Raw genomic sequence first — 18,627 nt, forward strand, 5'->3', positions numbered from 1 at the left:
TGAATGACGGCGATTGTATGCCTGGGTAGCGCATGGCAGGCTACAGCCATGTCGGGGTGCTTCACCACTGGCATTTTCACTTTCAGCGACTGCGATGCGACGGCTATGGATGATTCCGATTACCTGCGCCTGCTGACGATCCAGGCCGAACAAGCCAATGCGTTCCTGTCCAACGCGCGTAAATGGGAGCGTGAGCGCTGGGTGTGCCAGCGCCTGTTGCAGGGCCTGAACATTCCGTACCGTCATGAGGACTTCCTGCCCGCCAACCAGGAGCCGCCCGACGTGCTGTTCCAGGATGCGCGCTTCGAGGTGTTCTTCGTGCTCGACGAGGGTCGGCGCCTGAATGACGAGTGGCGCGAAGAGCTGCAACGGCGGCGCAACGCGTTCTCGCTGAGCCAGCTGGTGCGCCGCGAAGCCAAGCCCAAGCGCGTGCCCGCCCCTGCCCTGCTCAAGCGCCTGGCGCCGACCCTGAGCAAGAAGGCCAGCAACTACCGCGAGCGCGGCCTGGACTTGGGCGACCTGGACATCATCGCCTTCGCAAGCCTCAAGCGCGAGGCGCTGGACCTCAACAGCCACTTTCCTCCGCCCACCGAATACCTGCGCCAGGGCTGGCGCTCGCTGTCGTTGGTCGGCCCCAACTTCGCACGAGTGCTGTTCGCCCACCCCGGTGCGCCGGACTTCCTGCGCACCAACCTGGGCCGCACCGTGCTGTTCGATGTAGGTATCAGCCTGTGATGAGTCCCTTGCAACAACTGCTCGCCGATGTCCCGCAGCAGGGCCAGGTGCGCTGGATCGGCGTGCGTCCGCAGTCCCGCGCGCCGATGCTGGCGCTGGACGCCGTCGAGGCGCGCCGCGAGGCCGGCCTGACCGGCGACCACGCCCGCCCCGGCCCGCGGAATGCGCGGCAGGTGACACTCATCCAGTGGGAGCATCTGGCAGTGATCAACGCGCTGCTCGGCCGTACGCCTGAAAACCCGGTGCTGCCCGGCGACCTGCGCCGCAATCTGGTGGTCAGCGGCATCAACCTGTTCAGCCTCAAGGGCCGGCGCTTTCGCATTGGCCAGGCGATTCTGGAAACCACCGGCTGGTGCCAGCCGTGCGCACGCCTGGAGCAGAATCTGGGGCGTGGCACCTTCCAGGCGGTACGTGGGCATGGCGGAATCACCGCGCGAGTGATACAAAGCGGAATCATTCGCTTACACGACAGCGTGCAGGTCGAAGCCCTGCCTGAGGTGCTGTAGCCCGGTCGCCCGCCGAGGCGTCCATGAACCACAGTCCATTTGAACAGTCTGAATTGTCCAGCCAGGTCGCCCGCCTCCCGAATCCGGTCGAGCTCCCGCAAGAAAGCGGGAAAGTGTCCTGGCACCCCGAATTTACCGGCTGGCCGGTCTGCCGCTTTGAGCTGCCTGGCGCTCGCGCAGACCACCCGAGATTTCCTTGACCTTATGAGTAACTTCCATGACACATCGCATTGTTATCGTCGGCGGCGGCGCTGGCGGTCTCGAACTGGCTACCCGCCTGGGTAAGACCCTGGGCAAGAAAGGCACGGCCAGTGTCACGCTGGTGGACGCCAACCTCACCCACATCTGGAAACCGCTGCTGCACGAAGTGGCCGCCGGCTCGCTGAACTCCTACGAGGACGAGCTGAACTACGTGGCGCAGGCCAAGTGGAACCACTTCCAGTTTCAGCTGGGGCGCATGACCGGCCTGGACCGTGCCAACCGGCGCATCCACCTGGCCGCCACCCACAGTGAACAGGGCGAGGAGCTGGTTCCGGCACGCAGCCTGGAATACGACACCCTGGTGCTTTCGGTGGGCAGCACCACCAACGACTTCGGCACCCAGGGCGCGGCCGAGCACTGCCTGTTCCTCGACTCACGCAAGCAGGCCGAGCGCTTCCACCAGCAATTGCTCAACCTGTACCTGCGCGCCCATGCCGGCCAGGCCGGGCGCACCGAGGAAATCAGCGTAGCCATCGTCGGCGCCGGTGCCACAGGCGTCGAACTGGCTGCCGAACTGCACAACGCCGCGCATGAGCTGGCAGCCTATGGACTGGGGCAGATCAAGCCGGAGAACCTGCACATCACCGTGATCGAGGCCGGCCCGCGCGTACTGCCGGCACTGCCCGAGCGCATCGGTTCACCGGTGCACAAGACCCTGGAAAAACTCGGCGTCACGGTACTGACCAACGCGGCCGTCAGCGAAGTGAATGCAGACGGCCTGGTCACCAACAACGGTCAGGTCATTCCGGCCGTGCTCAAGGTCTGGGCCGCCGGCATCCGCGCCCCGGCGTTCCTGCAGGACATCGACGGGCTGGAAACCAACCGCATCAACCAGCTGCAGGTGCTGCCGACCTTGCAGACCACCCGCGACGAAAACATCTTCGCCTTCGGCGACTGCGCCGCCTGCCCGCAGAAAGGCAGCGACCGCAATGTGCCGCCGCGTGCCCAGGCCGCGCACCAGCAGGCCTCGCTGCTGGTCAAATCGCTGCGCCTGCGCATCGAAGGCAAGCCGCTGCCGGAGTACACCTACAAGGACTACGGCTCGCTGATCTCGCTGTCGCGCTTCTCGGCGGTGGGCAATCTGATGGGCAACCTGACCGGTAGCGTCATGCTTGAAGGCTGGCTGGCGCGGATGTTCTACATTTCCTTGTACCGCATGCACCAGATGGCCCTGTACGGGCCATTCCGCACGCTGATGCTGATGCTCGGCAGCCGCCTCGGCAAAGGCACCGAACCGCGCATGAAGCTGCACTGATCTGCCCGCCTGCCATGGGGCGGCTTGGGCCGAGAAGACTCTAGGTGCTTCGCGGCTCAAGCCTAGCCCACAGAAATTTCTTGAATCAAAGCCTTCCGCCATCAGTCACACCTTCAGACGGCCTGCAAACCGGCATGCCCATCGAATGAGGTGTTGTATGGATTTGGCAATCAAGGGGCGGGTTGCGCTGATCAGCGGCGCAAGCGGTGGTATCGGCCTGGCGACGGCGCGGCTGCTGGGCGAAGAAGGCGTGCACCTGGTGCTCACCGACATGAAGCAGGAGACGCTGGAGAAAGCCTGCGCCGACCTGCCAGGCGAGCCACTGCTGGTGGCGGCGGACATGACCGACCAGAAGCAGGTAGAAGCGCTGGTCGAGAAAGCGCAGGCGCGTTTCGGCCAGGTGGATATCGTGGTGCATACCGCCGGGGTCACCGGTGCCAAGGGCGACCCGCTGGAGCTGTCCGACGAAGACTACCAGCACGCCTGGGAAACCGATTTCTTTTCCGCCGTGCGTATCGCCCGCGCCACCCTGCCGAAGATGCGCAGCCGCCACTGGGGCCGCTTCGTGTGCATCACCTCGGAGAACGCCGTACAGCCCTATTGGGAAGAGGCGGTGTACAACACCGCCAAGGCTGCTTTGGCGGCTTTCATGAAGAACCTTTCTTACAAGGAAGCCGCTCACGGCGTGCTGTGCAATACCGTAGCCCCGGCGTTCATCGAGACCGGCATGACCGACGGCATGATGGAACAGCGCGCCGAGGAAATGGGCGTGTCGTTCGATGAGGCGGTGGAAAGCTTTCTGGAACAAGAGCGGCCTGGCATCGTACAGAAGCGTCGTGGGCAACCCGAGGAAGTGGCAGCAGCCATCGCCTGGCTGGTGTCCGACCGCGCGACCTTCGTCAATGGCAGCAACCTGCGGGTCGATGGCGGCTCGGTGCAGGCCGTGCAGAACTGAGCCCAGACACCCAAACGAAAAAAGGCGTCCCGAAGGACGCCTTTTTTCCGGTTCAGCGCAACTGGCTCTGAACCTGTATTTTCGCCCCGGCTGATGCCGAGTGAAAATGGTCGGGGTGAGGGGATTCGAACTCCTGACATCCTGCTCCCAAAGCAGGCGCGCTACCGGGCTGCGCTACACCCCGAGGTGACACAAGAAAACGCCCGTTAAGGCGTTTTCCGAATGATGATGCAATTGGCATCATCTCCCTAAGATTCGACCTGAAACAGCCAGATCAAAAATGGTGGGTCGTGTAGGATTCGAACCTACGACCAATTGGTTAAAAGCCAACTGCTCTACCAACTGAGCTAACGACCCAAAACATGGTCGGGGTGAGGGGATTCGAACTCCTGACATCCTGCTCCCAAAGCAGGCGCGCTACCGGACTGCGCTACACCCCGACAAATACAGCTTACCGCTCGTTGAATCTGGCTCCGCGACCTGGACTCGAACCAGGGACCCAATGATTAACAGTCATTTGCTCTACCGACTGAGCTATCGCGGATCGTTTTCAGATTCAGCTACGGCGTTGAATTTAAACGCTTTTTAGCTTCAATTCAACCTCTTTGACATTTTTGCTTCGCGTTTCGCGTTGCGTTCACGTCTCTGAGGCGCGCCATTCTACAAGAAACAATTACCCTGTCAACACCCTAAATTGCTTTTACTACAATGATTTGCGATTTTTTTTCGAAGTGTCTGTCCAGCCTAGAAAAACACCCCATTGCTGCATAAAAGAAAGGGCTCCCTCAAGGAGCCCTTCTTGTGCCACAACGCCGGAATCAGGCGAAGACGATTTCGTCGTCCTGCAGGCTGGCGGTAATGTTCGCCCCCGGCACGAAGCGCCCGGAGAGAATCAGTTGCGCCAGCGGGTTCTCGATCCAGCGCTGGATCGCCCGCTTCAACGGCCGGGCGCCATACACCGGGTCGTAGCCCACCGCGATCAGCTTGTCCAACGCCTCGGGGCTGAGGGTCAGGGTCAGCTCGCGCTCGGCCAGGCGGCTGAGCAGGCGGCTGAGCTGGATCTGCGTGATACCGGCGATCTGCTCACGGCCCAGCGGTTCGAAGATCACCACCTCGTCGATACGGTTGATGAACTCGGGGCGGAAATGCGTACCCACTGCGTCCATCACCGCCGCGCGCTGCGCTTCGCGGTCACCGGACAACTCCTGGATCTGCGCCGAGCCCAGGTTGGAGGTCATGACGATCACCGTATTGCGGAAATCCACGGTCCGCCCATGGCTGTCGGTCAGACGGCCATCCTCAAGCACTTGCAGCAGGATGTTGAACACATCGGTGTGGGCCTTTTCCACTTCGTCGAGCAGGATCACCGAGTAAGGCTTGCGTCGCACCGCCTCGGTCAGATAACCGCCCTCCTCGTAGCCCACGTAGCCTGGTGGTGCACCAATCAGCCGTGCCACGGAGTGCTTCTCCATGAACTCGGACATGTCGATGCGCACCATGGCCTCTTCGGTGTCGAAGAGGAACTCCGCCAGCGCCTTGCACAGCTCGGTCTTGCCCACCCCGGTCGGGCCGAGGAACATGAACGAACCACTCGGCCGGTTGGGGTCGGCCAGACCGGCACGCGAACGCCTTACCGCGTTGGCCACCGCCACCACGGCCTCTTCCTGGCCAATCACCCGCTCATGCAGCAGGCTTTCCATCTTCAGCAGCTTGTCGCGCTCGCCTTCGAGCATCTTCGACACCGGGATACCGGTCCACTTGGAAACCACCTCGGCAATTTCTTCTTCGGTTACCCGGCTGCGCAGCAGCTGGTTCTCCGGCTTGCCGTGCTGGTCGACCATCTGCAGGCTGCGCTCCAGGTCCGGGATGATCCCGTACTGCAGCTCGGCCATGCGGTTCAGGTCGCCGCGACGCCGGGCGGCTTCAAGCTCCTGACGCGACTGTTCGATCTGCTGCTGGATCTGTGCCGAGCCGGTGACTTCGGCCTTTTCCGAGGTCCATACCTCTTCGAGGTCGGAGTACTCACGCTCCAGCCGGTCGATCTCGACCTGAAGCTTTTCCAGGCGCTTGAGGGTCGCCTCGTCGGTTTCCTTCTTCAGCGCCTGCGCCTCGACCTTCAGCTGAATCAGGCGACGCTCCAGGCGGTCCAGCACTTCAGGCTTGGAGTCGATCTCCATGCGAATGCGGCTGGCTGCTTCATCTATGAGGTCGATGGCCTTGTCCGGCAACTGCCGGTCGGTGATGTAGCGATGGCTCAGGCGCGCGGCGGCGATGATCGCACCGTCGGTGATCGCCACCTTGTGGTGGACCTCGTAGCGTTCTTTCAGGCCACGCAGAATGGCGATGGTGTCTTCTTCGCTCGGCTCGTCGACCAGCACTTTCTGGAAACGCCGCTCAAGGGCCGCGTCCTTCTCGATGAACTGCCGGTATTCGTTGAGGGTGGTGGCGCCCACGCAATGCAGCTCGCCCCGCGCCAGGGCCGGCTTGAGCATGTTGCCGGCATCCATGGCGCCCTCGCCCTTGCCCGCGCCGACCATGGTGTGCAGCTCATCGATGAACAGGATGATCTGCCCTTCCTGCTTGGCCAGCTCGTTGAGCAGCGACTTGAGGCGCTCTTCGAACTCGCCACGGAACTTGGCACCGGCGATCAGCGCGCCCATGTCCAGCGACAACAGGCGCTTGCTCTTCAGGCCGTCGGGCACTTCACCGTTGATGATGCGCTGGGCCAGCCCCTCGGCGATGGCAGTCTTGCCCACACCGGGCTCGCCGATCAGTACCGGGTTGTTCTTGGTGCGGCGCTGCAGAACCTGGATGGTGCGGCGAATCTCGTCGTCACGGCCGATCACCGGGTCGAGCTTGCCTTCTTCGGCACGCTTGGTCAGGTCGATGGTGTACTTGTCCAGGGCCTGGCGGGATTCCTCGACGTTGGGATCGTTGACCGCATTGCCGCCGCGCAGGTTGTTGACCGCATTCTCCAGGGCCTTCTTGCTCACGCCCTGGCCGAGCAGCAACTTGCCGATCTTGGTGTTTTCATCGAGCGCCGCGAGCAGCACCAGCTCGCTGGAAATGAACTGGTCGCCCTTCTGCTGGGCCAGGCGATCAGCCTGGTTGAGCAGGCGCGCCATGTCCTGCGACAGGTTCACGTCGCCGGTAGGGTTCTGGATCTTCGGCAAGGCGTCGAGTTCTTTACCCAGTTCCTTGCGCAGGCTATTGATGTCGAAGCCGACCTGCATCAGCAGGGGCTTGATGGAACCGCCCTGCTGTTCGAGCAGGGCCTGGAACAGATGCACAGGTTCGATGGCCGGATGATCGAAACCCACGGCCAACGACTGGGCATCGGATAAAGCGAGCTGGAGCTTGCTGGTCAATCTGTCGATACGCATTAGTCACCTTCCTCTTGCGTCAGAGCAGGCCGGAGTAATGAACACACCTGTAAAGAAAACCTGCCGGGTTACCGCTTAGATGCGGACGATTCTGCAGGATTCAAGTGAATGCGGATTGACAGATGTCAGGCGTTGGCCAGCCAGACCAGCGAGGCGAAACGGCCGGTACGGGCGCTGCGCCGGTAGGAGAAGAAACGCGTGTCGGTGTAGGTGTCCAGACCGCCGCCATACACGGCGTCGATGCCGTGTGCGGCCAGGCGCAGGCGCGCCAGGGCATAGATGTCGGCCATGAAGCGCCCGGCATTGATACTGGGAATGAAGGCCGCAGCGGTTTGCGGGTGGCTGGACACGAAGGCCTCACGCACCTCGCCGCCCACTTCGAAGGACGGCTGACCGATGGCCGGACCCAGCCACACCAGAATTTCACCGGGGGCGACCGCCAGGCTGTCAGCGGTGGCCTCCAGCACACCCGCGGCCAGGCCGCGCCAGCCGGCATGGGCAGCGGCGACCCGCGTACCGGCACGGTCGCAGAACAGCGCGGGCAGGCAGTCGGCGGTCATGATGGTGCAGGCCACTCCGGGTATGGCGGTCCAACTGGCATCGGCTTCATCGACCCGCGCCGGGTCGGCCTGCACCACATTCACGCCATGTACCTGGCTCAGCCAGGCCGGCTGCACCTGCAGGGTGTCGGTCAACTGTCGGCGATTGCTCGCCACGGCCTGGGCGTCGTCCTGTACATGTGCGCCCAGGTTGAAACTGTCGAAAGGCGCCTGGCTGGCCCCACCGGCACGCGTGGTCACGCAGGCACGCACGTTGGCCGGAGCAGGCCAGTCCGGGATCAGCCAGTCGTGTTTCACCCGACGAACGCCTCGCGGTCCTGCTTGAGCAGCGACAGCAGCCAGACGAAGTCTTCCGGCAGCGGCGACTCCCAGCGCATGCGCTGGCCGGTGGCCGGGTGGTCCAGCTCCAGGAAGCGGGCGTGCAGGGCCTGACGCGGGAAGGTCTTGAGCGACTCCACCAAGGTCGGGCTGGCGGCCGGCGGAATGCGGAAGCGCCCGCCATAGACCGGGTCACCGATCAGTGGGAAGCCGACATGGGCCATGTGGACGCGGATCTGGTGGGTACGGCCGGTTTCCAGCTTGACCCGCACATGGGTATGGGAGCGGAAGCGCTCCAGCACGCGGTAGTGACTCACCGCGGGCTTGCCGCCTTCCATCACCGCCATGCGCTGGCGCTGCTGGCCATGACGGCCGATGGGTGCGTCGATCTTGCCGCCGGCGGTGACCACACCGAGCACCACGCATTCATAGATGCGGCTGACGGTACGGCTTTGCAGCTGGTTGACCAGTTGGGTCTGCGCCTGCAGGGTCTTGGCCACCACCATGAGGCCGGTGGTGTCCTTGTCCAGACGGTGGACGATGCCGGCACGCGGCACATTGACGATGTCCGGCACGTGGTGCAGCAAGGCGTTGAGCAGGGTGCCATCGGCATGCCCCGCTGCCGGGTGCACCACCAGGCCGGCCGGCTTGTTGATGACCAGGATCTGCTCGTCCTCGTAGACGATGTCCAGCTCGATGTCCTGGGCGACCCACTCACCCTGGGCCTCCTGCTCGGCGGTCAGGTGCAGTACGGAGCCGCCATGGACGGTGTCGCGCGGGCGCAGCACCTGGCCGTCGACGGTCAGGCGACCGTCCTTGATCCAGGTGACAAGACGCGAACGCGAGTATTCGGCGAACAGTTGGGCGGCGACCTGATCGAGGCGTTGACCGCCGGATTCGGACGGCACCTCGGCGCTGAGTTCTATATTTTCGGACATGACCAGACTGGGAGGCGGCTAGCCTTTGGTTTCGGCTGCGCGCTTGTGGTTAAATACGGCGTCATTTGCCCCGGCACTTTTGCGGGGCGCTCATCATAACAGGACGGCCCCGCCCAAGACAGCAGGCCGTTATAGGGACGCAAGCCGCCATGCAAGTGAAACACCTGCTGCTGATCGCCATCCTCGCAACGACCGCGGCCTGCTCGTCGAAAGAAGTCATCGACGAGAACCTGAGCGAAGTCGAGCTGTACCAGCAGGCGCAGAACGACCTGAACAACAAGAGCTACAACAGTGCCACCGAGAAACTCAAGGCCCTGGAGTCGCGCTACCCGTTCGGCCGTTACGCCGATCAGGCTCAACTGGAGCTGATCTACGCGAACTACAAGAACAGCGAGCCGGAAGCCGCCAAGTCGGCCGCCGAGCGTTTCATTCGTCTGCATCCCCAGCACCCCAACGTCGACTACGCCTACTACATGCGCGGCCTGACCTCCTTCGACCAGGACGTCGGCCTGCTGGCGCGCTTCCTGCCCCTGGACCAGACCAAGCGTGACCCGGGCGCAGCGCGTGACTCGTTCAACGAGTTCGCCCAGCTCACCAGCCGCTACCCCAACAGCCGCTACGCGCCAGACGCCAAGCAGCGCATGATCTACCTGCGCAACCTGCTGGCCTCCTACGAAATCCACGTGGCTGACTACTACCTGACCCGTCAGGCCTATGTAGCCGCTGCCAACCGTGGCCGCTACGTGGTGGAGAACTTCCAGGAAACCCCTTCGGTCGGCGACGGCCTGGCGGTGATGGTCGAGTCCTACCAGCGCCTGCACCTGGACGACCTGGCGGCCACCAGCCTGGAAGTGCTGAAGGCCAACTACCCGAACCATCCACAGCTGGCCGGTGGCGAGTTCACCCCGCGCGAGCCGGAAGCCGACAACCGCTCCTGGCTGTCCAAGGCGACCCTGGGCCTGATCGGCAACGGCGCGCCGCTGCCACCGGGCGAGACCCGCGCAAACCAGGACATCGTGCGCCAGTACGAAGAAGCCAAGCAGGCCATTCCGAAAGAGCTGCTGCCGGAAAACCAGGCACAGGTCGAGGAAGAAGCGGCCAAGAACGCCGAAGGCAAGAAGAGCCGTTCGTGGTTCAGCTACATGACCTTCGGCCTGTTCGACTAAGCCGAGCGGTTAACGATCAAAGAGGCCCACGGGCCTCTTTGTCGTTTCTGCGGCCATGCTTCGGCGGACTAGCCCGGTCGCCGGGATGGCGCAATGCCTTGCGCCCCTGTGCGGCATTCCCGTCCTTGGCTAAACTGCGCAATCAACTCACTTCGATCGGTTCTCCATGATTCGCATCATTCTCTGGGCAGCCCTGATCCTGGCGGCCATCTGGTTCGTCAAGCGCCTGCTCAACCCGCCCAGCCGCAAACCCGCTGCCGATGCCTCGGCTCAGGATGCTCCCGCGCCCATGGTGCGCTGTGCGCAATGCGGCGTTCATCTGCCTCGCGACCGTGCATTGAGCCAGGAACAGCAATGGTATTGCAGCGAGGCTCACCGGCTCCAAGGCCCCGCCTCACGTGAGCGTTGAGCCACTGTCCCTCAACAGCCCCCTGGCCCAGCGCATCCTGCGGCTCTACCACCTTTACCGGCTGATCATCGGCATCATGCTGGTGCTGCTGGTGTCCAGCGACATGGATGTCGAACTGCTGGACATGAGCAATCCCGGCCTGTTCCGCGCCGGCTGCTGGATCTACCTGGTCACCAACATCCTGGTGGTGGTGCTGCTCGAGCGCCCCCAGCACAAGGCCCTGATGTTCAGCCTGGCGCTGAGCGATGCGATCCTGCTGTCGGGGCTGTTCTATGCCGGCGGCGGCACTGCCAGCGGCATCGGCAACCTGCTGATCGCCTCGGTGGCAATCAGCAATATCCTGTTGCGCGGGCGGGTCGGTCTGTCGATTGCCGCCGTGTCGGCCATCGGCATCATCTACCTGACCTTCTACCTCAGCTTCGACAACCCCAAGGTCGCCAATGACTACGTGCAAGCCGGCAGCCTGGGCGCCCTGTGCTTCGCCGTCGCCTTGCTGATGCAGGCGTTGACCGCACGCTTGCGCCTGAGCGAGGTCCTGGCCGAGCAACGCGCCGTGGATGTGGATAACCTCGAAGAACTCAACGGCCTGATCCTGCAGCGCATGCGCACCGGCATTCTGGTACTGGATGCCAACCGACGCATTCTGCTGATCAACCAGGCCGCCCATGCGCTGCTAGGCCACGAGCGTCTGAACGGCGAAGTTCTGGATGACTACTGCCCGGCCCTGGTCGAGCGCCTCAGGCACTGGCGCATGAACCCGGTGCGGATCACCGAGAGCTTGCGCACCTCGCCCGCCGGGCCGGTGCTGCAGGCCAGCTTCGCCACCCTGAACCGCCACGACCAGCAACAGACCCTGGTGTTTCTCGAAGACCTCTCGCAGGTCGCCTTGCAGGCCCAGCAGCTCAAGCTGGCGGCGCTGGGGCGGCTGACCGCCGGCATTGCCCATGAAATCCGCAACCCGCTGGGCGCCATCGGCCACGCGGTGCAACTGCTGGAAGAATCGGAAGAACTCAGTACGCCCGACCGGCGTCTGGCGCAGATCATCCATGACCAGTCACGGCGCATCAACGTGGTAATCGAAAACGTCCTGCAGCTGTCGCGCCGCCGCGAAGCCGCACCACAACAGTTGAACCTCGCAGCCTGGTTGGAAGACTTCGTCAGCCAGTGGCGCGCCAGCGCGCCGCCCCGGCATCAGTTGCACTGCGAGATCGGTGACGGAGCGCTGAGCACGCGCATGGACCCCGAGCACCTGACCCAGGTACTGACCAACCTGGTGCATAACGGTCTGCGCCACAGCGGCCAGGTGCATGAGCAGGCGCAGGTCTGGTTGCGGCTCTATCACCAGCCAGACAGCCACCTGCCGGTTCTGGATGTACTCGATGATGGTGCCGGGGTCTCCGAGCAGCACCTGGGCAAGATGTTCGAGCCCTTTTTCACCACCGAAACCAAAGGCACGGGGCTGGGTCTGTACCTGTCCCGTGAGCTGTGTGCCAGCAACCAGGCGCATCTGGACTATGCCCTGCGGCCCGAAGGCGGCAGTTGCCTGCGCATTACCTTCGCCCACCCGTTCAAGTTGAGTTGAGCATGACTTCAAGGCAGAAGATCCTCATCGTTGACGATGAGCCGGACATCCGCGAACTCCTGGAAATTACCCTGGGCAGGATGAAACTCGACACCCGCGCCGCCCGCAACGTGGCCGAGGCTCACGACTGGCTCAGACGCGAGCCCTTCGACCTGTGCCTGACCGACATGCGCCTGCCGGACGGCAACGGCCTGGAACTGGTGCAGCACATCCAGCAGCAGCACCCGCAGCTGCCAGTGGCGATGATCACCGCCCATGGCAACCTCGACCTGGCGATCAACGCCCTCAAGGCCGGCGCCTTCGACTTTCTCACCAAACCGGTGGACCTCACCCGCCTGCGCGAGCTGGTCGGCAGCGCGCTGCGCCTGCGCAGCGGCACCGACCAGCAGCACAGCATCGACAGCCGCCTGCTGGGCGATGCCCCGCCGATGCGCACCCTGCGCAAGCAGATCAGCAAGCTGGCGCGCAGCCAGGCGCCGATCTATATCAGCGGCGAATCCGGCAGCGGCAAGGAGTTGGTGGCGCGACTGATCCACGAGCAGGGCCCACGCATCGACAAGCCCTTCGTGCCGGTCAACTGCGGCGCCATTCCATCGGAACTGATGGAAAGCGAATTCTTCGGCCACCGCAAGGGCAGCTTCACCGGCGCCCATGAAGACAAGCCCGGCCTGTTCCAGCTCGCCGACGGTGGCACGCTGTTCCTCGACGAAGTCGCCGACCTGCCGCTGGGCATGCAGGTCAAGCTGCTGCGGGTCATCCAGGAGAAGGCCGTGCGCAGCATCGGCGGCCAGCAGGAGCAGGTGGTGGACGTACGCCTGCTGTGCGCCACCCATAAGGACCTGGCCCAGGAAGTCAGCGCCGGGCGTTTCCGCCAGGACCTCTACTACCGGCTGAATGTCATCGAGCTGCGCGTGCCGCCCTTGCGCGAGCGCCGCGAAGACATCGAGCCCCTGGCCGCCAGCATGCTGCAGCGCCTGGCTGCCAGCTATGCACAGCCGTTGGCGCGCCTGCATCCACAAGCGCTGGAAACCCTGAAGAATTACCGCTTTCCGGGCAACGTGCGGGAGCTGGAGAACATGTTGGAGCGGGCCTACACCCTGTGCGAAGACGACCAGATCCTCGCCAGCGACCTGCGTCTGGCCGACTGCTCGCCGGCCCCGGAAGGCGACAGCCCGAGCCTGGCCAGCATCGACAACCTGGAGGACTACCTGGAGAGCATCGAACGCAAGCTGATCCTCCAGGCCCTGGAAGAAACCCGCTGGAACCGCACCGCCGCCGCGCAGCGGCTGAACCTGTCGTTCCGCTCGATGCGCTATCGGCTCAAGAAGCTGGGGCTGGACTGAGCGCTCAGGCGAACAAGCGAGCCGGCGAGTAAGGTGCCGGGTCGATGACTGGCGGCTGGTCCAGCAGCAGGTCGGTGAGCAACTGGCAGGAGGCCGGCGCCAGTACCAGGCCATTGCGGAAGTGCCCGCAGTTGAGCCACAGCCCTTCGAACCCCGGCACTGCGCCAATGAACGGAACACCTTCCGGCGAGCCGGGGCGCAGGCCTGCCCAATGGCCGACCACTTCGGCCTGCGCCAGCGCCGGCAGCAGCTCGATGGCCGAGGCCTTGAGGCTTTCCAGCGCTTCGTCCGTAGGGGTCTTGTCGAAGCCTTGGTACTCCAAGGTGCTGCCCACCAGAATGTGCCCGTCACGCCGAGGGATGGCGTAGCGCCCCTTGGCCAGCACCATGCTGGGCAGGAAGTCTTGCGCACACTTGAACAGAATCATCTGGCCCTTGACCGGCTCCACCGGCAGGTCGATACCGAGCGGTTTGAGCAGCTCGCCGCTCCAGGCTCCGGCACTGAGCACGACACGCTCGCTGCGCAGTACTTGATCACCGAGGGCGACGCCCGTGATACGCCCGCCTTCATACAGCAGCCCGGTGACGGCGCTGGCTTCGCGTATTTCGACATTCGTCATGCCGCGCAGCGCGGCCTTGAGCGACTTGACCAGCCGCGGATTGCGCACGTTGGCGACCTCGGCCATGTAGATGGCGCTGCGGTAACCGCTGCCGAGCACCGGCACCGCATCGTAGACCGCCGACAGGTCGACGCGACTCAGCGGCCGCCCCTCACGTTGCGCCCAGGCCAACGCCTGCTCTTCGTCGTCGAGGTCCAGCCAGTACAGGCCGGTAACATGCACCTCGGGGTCCTGGCCGGTGTGCTCGAACAGCCGCGCACCCAGCTGTGGATAGAAGTCCTGCGACCAATGCGCCAGCGCGGTGACCGCAGCGCTATAGCGCCAGGGGTAGAGCGGCGAAACGATACCGCCGCCGGCCCAGGAAGACTCGCGCCCCACCTCGGCACGCTCCAGCAGGCACACGCGCTGCCCGGCCTGCGCCAGGTTGAAGGCCGTCAACAGGCCTATGACACCACCACCGACCACCACCACGTCTTGCCTGGACATTCTGCTCTCTGGTCACGCTAAAAGAAGGGTTATCAACGGCCCCAACAGTCCCTGGCCGTCATGCCGCCAGTTGCACCGGGGTTGGTGCGCGCACCGGTATTGGTGATGGTGAACACACCGCACTTGTCATTGGCCATCAGCCCTCTGCCGGTGGCCGCCAGGCTGTAGTCCTGGGCGTTCAGGTTGGCGGCGATGGTGTAGAAGTCGTTACCGGCCGACACGGTAGGCGCCGCCGTATTGGCACTGCCGTTGTAGGTGCCGACCCGCGAAAAGTAGCGTTCCAGGGCCTGCGCCTGCTCGGTCAGCAGGCTGGCGATCGCCGCCCGCTGAGTACGCTTCACGTACTCGGTGTAGCTGGGGTACGCAATGGCGGCAAGGATACCGACAATCACCACCACAATCATGAGTTCGATCAAGGTAAAGCCACGGTTGCTGGATCGCATGAATGCTCCTTTCTACTGGATCTGGCGCCACATGATGCGTTGGTAAACCCCGGCGGCGAAACTCGGGTTCTTGACACTTTCAGGGGCGTCGCCACCAACAACGAACTTCATGATGTTTTCGCTTCCCATGATGATCGCAGCTACGGAAATGATTCCTGAGAATGCCCTTCCTGACACCAGCGTGTCAGAGCTATTGATGCGCCCATCACCGTTGGTGTCCAGCACCGGATAACTGAACATGCTACCTGTCGCGGCGTTCAGTTCGAACAACCGGCTCGTCCCGATGCTCTCGCAGGGATCCGAGGAGTTGACTGCCGCCGTAGTCAGGAGAATACGATCACGTAGCGACTGGGCCGGGAAAATCACCCGTTCGCCAAGGTAGGGCGCAGCCGTTGCCAACTGTAGATACCATCCCTTGCGCGAACTCCAGTCCACGTCATAGCTAGTCGATGTGGAGTAGGTCGCATTGCTGCCGGTAACAGTACCGCTGATGGTCTGCGGTTGCAGATTAGTCTGGACAATGTTGCCCGAACCCGAGTCGGCGTCCCAAATAGCGTAGAACGCCTGCTGCGCGGTAGTCTGTTTGTCGGAGGTTTCGCTGAATTTGCCGGTACCGAAGTAGACCAGCTTGCCATTCAACGGGTGATCCAGCACCAGCGGTTGCACAGTGATGGGCTGGTTGGCACCGCCAGGAGCGGTAAACAGCGGCTGGCCATTGAAGGCCAGCTTCCAGCTGCTGGGGTTGGCACCGCTGAGATCGAATTTCCACATCCGCCCCTTCAGGTCGCCCGCATAAGCGGCCTGTACGACATTCTGTGCATTGACCCGCAGCTTGACCGAAGAAAGGCCGTTATCGGTCTCGTTGTTCAATTGCGGCGTCTGGATCTCGGTGATGAAAGCGCCGGTATTGGCATTGACGACGTACAGCGAAGCGCGGCCAGTGAAACTGCCATAGCCATTACCGATCACCATGATCCCGGTGCCGTCGGCCATCCGCGCGACGTCCGGCTTGGAATAGGCGTAGCCCAGATTGTTGAACTGATTGGCTGGAGTCGACGCATCGGGCGCCTTGATTTCCCAAAGTACACTGGGTGCATTGTTGCCGACCTCGAACAGCTTGACCGCGAAGTAGGCCTTGCCTCCGGCTCCGGTAGCGCCATAGGCCACGGTGCGCCAGGCGGAGCCAGCACCCGCTTGGGTATCGAAGACGGAGATAGGACCGTCAACGGTGAATTTGTGTACACCCGAGCCGTAGGACGGTGAGGCAATGGTAGACAACGACGTCAACGCCGACGACGGCATGAAGGCATAGCGACGCTGCCCCTGCTGGCTGACCGGGGCACTGCGCGTTTCAGCACTGATGACATTGAAGAAGCCATCGTTGGAATTGACCAGCAGGCTGCTGATCATACCCGCCGCCTTGCTCGTCAGATAAGTGGAGTAGCTGGTATCTCCCTGCAGACTGGTAGCGGTCTTGTCCGCTGGCATGGCGGCTACCACCGGAGAATTGATGACATCTCCAAGCAGTACGCTACGCGTGCGCAGGTTGGCATTGGCTGAGCCTTTGCTCCAGTTGATCAGCGCAGGGCCGTCGACACCGCTCGGCAGCGTAGCATTGATCGCCGCCTGCTGTGGTTGGGAAAAGCTGTTGAAATCCAGGTTGATCCGGGCCGACGTGGCGGTATTCCAAGACTCGAAGGTGGTATTGGCGCCACTGGTGATGGTGCTATCGGTACTCCAGAGAAGCGAGCCCAGATCTCCGGTAGTCGCGTTGACATCAAAGGCTCGGATTGTCCCGTGCCAGTCGGCAGGATCGTAACGGGTATCGTACAGACGTGTGCCAGTCTGCAAGGTAGAGGTGTTGGATGCTCCACCACCTCCCGACCCTACCTTGGCATAGATATCGCCCAGGGCAAGGCTCAGCGCGCTGTTGAGCGCGGCGCTGTCATTGGCCTGGAAATAGCGCCCCCGACCATGGTTGTTGTCGGCGGCATCGATCAGCATCTGGTCATTGGTGGTGAACCCGATAGTGTAGGTTCGCATGTTCTGCACCGAAAAACCCGCCGTGTCCCAACTCTTGCCTGTGAGGTCGCCGCCCGGCGTGCGCGAATCCCGACGCATGTCGATGTCGTAGGCGAACTTGGCAATGTCATCCAGATACAGCGTATCGCCTTCGTCATCACCGCCCGGCCCGTCGTTGGCGATACGGTCCCAGTTGGGCAGCCAGCCGTTGGGGTCGTCCGGGTCGTTGTTGGGGAAGGTCCTGTCATAGGTGGGCAGGCCATCGGTGATCACCACACCGTAGTTCTTCTGGCAGCGGTACTGGATGGGGCTGGTATAAGTCGCTGGCGAACCGTTATAGGCCGGGTACGGCGAAAGACCACGAAAGTATCGCGTGACCTGGTAGTAGGTTTCCGCCAACGGCGTATTGGACTCGGCCTTGAGGTTGGCGATGGCATTGCGCAGGTTGTTGTAGTTGGTATCGGCGGTCTGCTGACTGACGGCGGCCTGGTAGGCATTGGCTGCCACCGGCGAGAGATCGGCCACCAGTTGTTTGATGCTTCCTCCCGGCCCAAGGTCGCCGCCAGGGATGGGTGGGTTGTAGGCGGCCAGACCAATGCGCAGCGCGCGGTTGTTCTGCACCAGGTTCTGCGCCACGGATATGGCCGTGGTCAGGCGACTTTGAGTCGGGATGCCTGAAACACTGCGCCCTGCGTTGACTTCGGAGACCAGCCAGGACAGGTAATTGATCGGATAACGAGTATTGCCCCCGCCGGCCGGGTCGGCCAGGGTGATGCAGATGATCGCGTTGGAATTTCTGTAGAACGCATAGGCGTTGGTGCCACTGCAGCCATTTCTGCTCAGGTTGCCGACGAACACGTAATCGGCTGTTCCGTTACTGACCTGGTTGCCTTGCGAATAGCCACAGAAGATCAGAAAGCAGCTGTACACCGGGGTATAGATCGGCCCGTTGTTGACGGACGGGTTGTAGCCCGTGGCGGTGATGATGGTGTCCATACTGCCGGAGTTATCCACTTGCAGCATGACGTTGGGGGTGACCGCCGGCGCGCTGAGCAGCGGCACCTGGGCCGGGTTGAAGGCATAAGCCGGCGCGGCCAGGTACAGCCCCAACAAGGCCCCCGCCAGATACCTGCCCACGTGCAGCAGGGCCTTAGCAATTGGCATAGATACTCTCCAGTACAGTACGCGACGGTCCTTGAATGGCCACGGCGGTCACTCGGTACAGAGTCGCTGAGCCACTGCAGTTGGGTGGTCGTTGCACAGGGCTCGCCGTGGTACCCAGGTTCTGGATGGCGTAGAACCCGCCATCGCCTACTGCCACCCAGGTGACCGCCCCACCCGATCCCGAACCTGCTCGGGTCACGATGGTGGAATCGGTCGGCGGCAGGCAGGCGGTAGCGTTGGCGCACTGGGCCATCTGGAAGGTTGCGTTGATCTGCGACTCGCCCACACGCAATACCGCTTCGGCAGTCTGGAAAGTCTGGTTGCGCAGGCTCACGCTGCCGGCCATCTTCTCCTGCAGGCTGGCGTTCTGCATGGAAGAAATACCCAACATGGTCAGCAGCAGCAGGAATACCAGGCTGACCAGCAACACCATGCCTCGCTGGCGGGACGGCGCATTGCGCAACGGGGTCATTGCCACACTC

General features: G+C 63.0%; 15 protein-coding genes and 4 tRNA genes. 8 read left to right on the top strand and 11 right to left on the bottom strand.

The genetic code is table 11. The annotated features are described in order from the left end of the window. Positions 1 to 105: 105 nt before the first annotated feature. The 4 genes from QZ497_RS08580 (at position 106) to QZ497_RS08595 (ending at position 3,712) form a co-directional block, all read left to right on the top strand. The gene (locus tag QZ497_RS08580; protein WP_295473127.1) at positions 106 to 735 is read left to right on the top strand and encodes a DUF1780 domain-containing protein; all 630 of its coding nucleotides are present in this window, start codon (positions 106 to 108) and stop codon (positions 733 to 735) included. Then, a complete protein-coding gene (locus tag QZ497_RS08585; RefSeq protein ID WP_295473129.1) occupies positions 735 to 1,241 on the top strand; it encodes an MOSC domain-containing protein in 507 nt (168 codons plus the stop codon). Before QZ497_RS08580 ends, QZ497_RS08585 begins: the two co-directional genes overlap by 1 nt. A gap of 217 nt (positions 1,242 to 1,458) precedes the next feature. Then, positions 1,459 to 2,757 carry an NAD(P)/FAD-dependent oxidoreductase gene (locus tag QZ497_RS08590; protein WP_295473130.1) on the top strand — a complete coding sequence of 433 codons (1,299 nt, stop codon included), beginning with the start codon at positions 1,459 to 1,461 and terminating at the stop codon, positions 2,755 to 2,757. 157 nt (positions 2,758 to 2,914) lie between these two features. Further along, a complete protein-coding gene (locus tag QZ497_RS08595; protein WP_295473132.1) occupies positions 2,915 to 3,712 on the top strand; it encodes an SDR family oxidoreductase in 798 nt (265 codons plus the stop codon). 107 nt (positions 3,713 to 3,819) lie between these two features. Here the strand turns inward: QZ497_RS08595 and QZ497_RS08600 are convergent. The 7 genes from QZ497_RS08600 to rluD form a co-directional block, all read right to left on the bottom strand. Then, positions 3,820 to 3,896: transfer RNA gene (locus tag QZ497_RS08600), tRNA-Pro, on the bottom strand. A gap of 97 nt (positions 3,897 to 3,993) precedes the next feature. Further along, positions 3,994 to 4,069, bottom strand: a tRNA-Lys gene (locus QZ497_RS08605). A 6-nt stretch (positions 4,070 to 4,075) separates the two neighbouring features. Continuing rightward, a tRNA-Pro gene (locus QZ497_RS08610) sits at positions 4,076 to 4,152 on the bottom strand. A gap of 28 nt (positions 4,153 to 4,180) precedes the next feature. Continuing rightward, positions 4,181 to 4,256: transfer RNA gene (locus QZ497_RS08615), tRNA-Asn, on the bottom strand. Between the two features lie 274 nt (positions 4,257 to 4,530). Continuing rightward, on the bottom strand, positions 4,531 to 7,095 hold the full coding sequence (gene clpB / locus QZ497_RS08620; protein WP_295473134.1) for an ATP-dependent chaperone ClpB: 2,565 nt from the start codon (positions 7,093 to 7,095) through the stop codon (positions 4,531 to 4,533). A gap of 125 nt (positions 7,096 to 7,220) precedes the next feature. Then, positions 7,221 to 7,952, bottom strand: coding sequence for a peptidoglycan editing factor PgeF (pgeF, locus tag QZ497_RS08625; protein WP_295473136.1), 732 nt, complete (start codon positions 7,950 to 7,952; stop codon positions 7,221 to 7,223). Further along, complete coding sequence (rluD, locus tag QZ497_RS08630) at positions 7,949 to 8,911, bottom strand: 23S rRNA pseudouridine(1911/1915/1917) synthase RluD (protein WP_295473138.1); 963 nt, start codon at positions 8,909 to 8,911, stop codon at positions 7,949 to 7,951. The genes pgeF and rluD overlap by 4 nt, the downstream gene beginning before the upstream one ends. A gap of 149 nt (positions 8,912 to 9,060) precedes the next feature. On the opposite strand from rluD, the gene QZ497_RS08635 reads away from it, so the two are divergent. The 4 genes from QZ497_RS08635 (at position 9,061) to QZ497_RS08650 (ending at position 13,411) form a co-directional block, all read left to right on the top strand. Beyond that, positions 9,061 to 10,077: an outer membrane protein assembly factor BamD gene (locus tag QZ497_RS08635; RefSeq protein ID WP_295473140.1), complete on the top strand. Its 1,017-nt coding sequence runs from the start codon at positions 9,061 to 9,063 to the stop codon at positions 10,075 to 10,077. 166 nt (positions 10,078 to 10,243) lie between these two features. Then, positions 10,244 to 10,486: a PP0621 family protein gene (locus QZ497_RS08640; protein ID WP_295473141.1), complete on the top strand. Its 243-nt coding sequence runs from the start codon at positions 10,244 to 10,246 to the stop codon at positions 10,484 to 10,486. Then, complete coding sequence (locus QZ497_RS08645) at positions 10,476 to 12,068, top strand: ATP-binding protein (RefSeq protein ID WP_295473143.1); 1,593 nt, start codon at positions 10,476 to 10,478, stop codon at positions 12,066 to 12,068. Before QZ497_RS08640 ends, QZ497_RS08645 begins: the two co-directional genes overlap by 11 nt. 2 nt (positions 12,069 to 12,070) lie before the next feature. Next, positions 12,071 to 13,411, top strand: coding sequence for a sigma-54 dependent transcriptional regulator (locus QZ497_RS08650; RefSeq protein ID WP_295473145.1), 1,341 nt, complete (start codon positions 12,071 to 12,073; stop codon positions 13,409 to 13,411). A 4-nt stretch (positions 13,412 to 13,415) separates the two neighbouring features. On the opposite strand, the gene thiO is transcribed toward QZ497_RS08650, so the two are convergent. The 4 genes from thiO to QZ497_RS08670 are packed head-to-tail and all read right to left on the bottom strand — an operon-like array spanning position 13,416 to position 18,617. Further along, positions 13,416 to 14,516: a glycine oxidase ThiO gene (gene thiO, locus QZ497_RS08655; protein WP_295473147.1), complete on the bottom strand. Its 1,101-nt coding sequence runs from the start codon at positions 14,514 to 14,516 to the stop codon at positions 13,416 to 13,418. Between the two features lie 32 nt (positions 14,517 to 14,548). Next, positions 14,549 to 14,959: a type IV pilin protein gene (locus QZ497_RS08660; protein ID WP_295473148.1), complete on the bottom strand. Its 411-nt coding sequence runs from the start codon at positions 14,957 to 14,959 to the stop codon at positions 14,549 to 14,551. 12 nt (positions 14,960 to 14,971) lie between these two features. Continuing rightward, positions 14,972 to 18,145, bottom strand: coding sequence for a PilC/PilY family type IV pilus protein (locus QZ497_RS08665; protein ID WP_295473150.1), 3,174 nt, complete (start codon positions 18,143 to 18,145; stop codon positions 14,972 to 14,974). Continuing rightward, a complete protein-coding gene (locus QZ497_RS08670) occupies positions 18,132 to 18,617 on the bottom strand; it encodes a PilX N-terminal domain-containing pilus assembly protein (RefSeq protein ID WP_295473152.1) in 486 nt (161 codons plus the stop codon). Before QZ497_RS08670 ends, QZ497_RS08665 begins: the two co-directional genes overlap by 14 nt. Positions 18,618 to 18,627 lie beyond the last annotated feature (10 nt).

The organism is uncultured Pseudomonas sp., from assembly GCF_913777995.1.
Classification (GTDB): Bacteria; Pseudomonadota; Gammaproteobacteria; order Pseudomonadales; family Pseudomonadaceae; genus Aquipseudomonas.

What these genes read in the sequence shown, in the direction of transcription:
- QZ497_RS08580 (WP_295473127.1), top strand. Translation starts at nt 106, where the DNA reads ATGGATGATTCCGATTACCTGCGCCTGCTGACGATCCAGGCCGAACAA.
- QZ497_RS08650 (WP_295473145.1), top strand. Translation starts at nt 12,071, where the DNA reads ATGACTTCAAGGCAGAAGATCCTCATCGTTGACGATGAGCCGGACATC.
- QZ497_RS08595 (WP_295473132.1), top strand. Translation starts at nt 2,915, where the DNA reads ATGGATTTGGCAATCAAGGGGCGGGTTGCGCTGATCAGCGGCGCAAGC.
- QZ497_RS08670 (WP_295473152.1), bottom strand. Translation starts at nt 18,617, where the DNA reads ATGACCCCGTTGCGCAATGCGCCGTCCCGCCAGCGAGGCATGGTGTTG.
- thiO (WP_295473147.1), bottom strand. Translation starts at nt 14,516, where the DNA reads ATGTCCAGGCAAGACGTGGTGGTGGTCGGTGGTGGTGTCATAGGCCTG.
- rluD (WP_295473138.1), bottom strand. Translation starts at nt 8,911, where the DNA reads ATGTCCGAAAATATAGAACTCAGCGCCGAGGTGCCGTCCGAATCCGGC.
- clpB (WP_295473134.1), bottom strand. Translation starts at nt 7,095, where the DNA reads ATGCGTATCGACAGATTGACCAGCAAGCTCCAGCTCGCTTTATCCGAT.
- QZ497_RS08635 (WP_295473140.1), top strand. Translation starts at nt 9,061, where the DNA reads ATGCAAGTGAAACACCTGCTGCTGATCGCCATCCTCGCAACGACCGCG.
- QZ497_RS08665 (WP_295473150.1), bottom strand. Translation starts at nt 18,145, where the DNA reads ATGCCAATTGCTAAGGCCCTGCTGCACGTGGGCAGGTATCTGGCGGGG.
- QZ497_RS08585 (WP_295473129.1), top strand. Translation starts at nt 735, where the DNA reads ATGAGTCCCTTGCAACAACTGCTCGCCGATGTCCCGCAGCAGGGCCAG.
- QZ497_RS08660 (WP_295473148.1), bottom strand. Translation starts at nt 14,959, where the DNA reads ATGCGATCCAGCAACCGTGGCTTTACCTTGATCGAACTCATGATTGTG.
- QZ497_RS08590 (WP_295473130.1), top strand. Translation starts at nt 1,459, where the DNA reads ATGACACATCGCATTGTTATCGTCGGCGGCGGCGCTGGCGGTCTCGAA.
- QZ497_RS08640 (WP_295473141.1), top strand. Translation starts at nt 10,244, where the DNA reads ATGATTCGCATCATTCTCTGGGCAGCCCTGATCCTGGCGGCCATCTGG.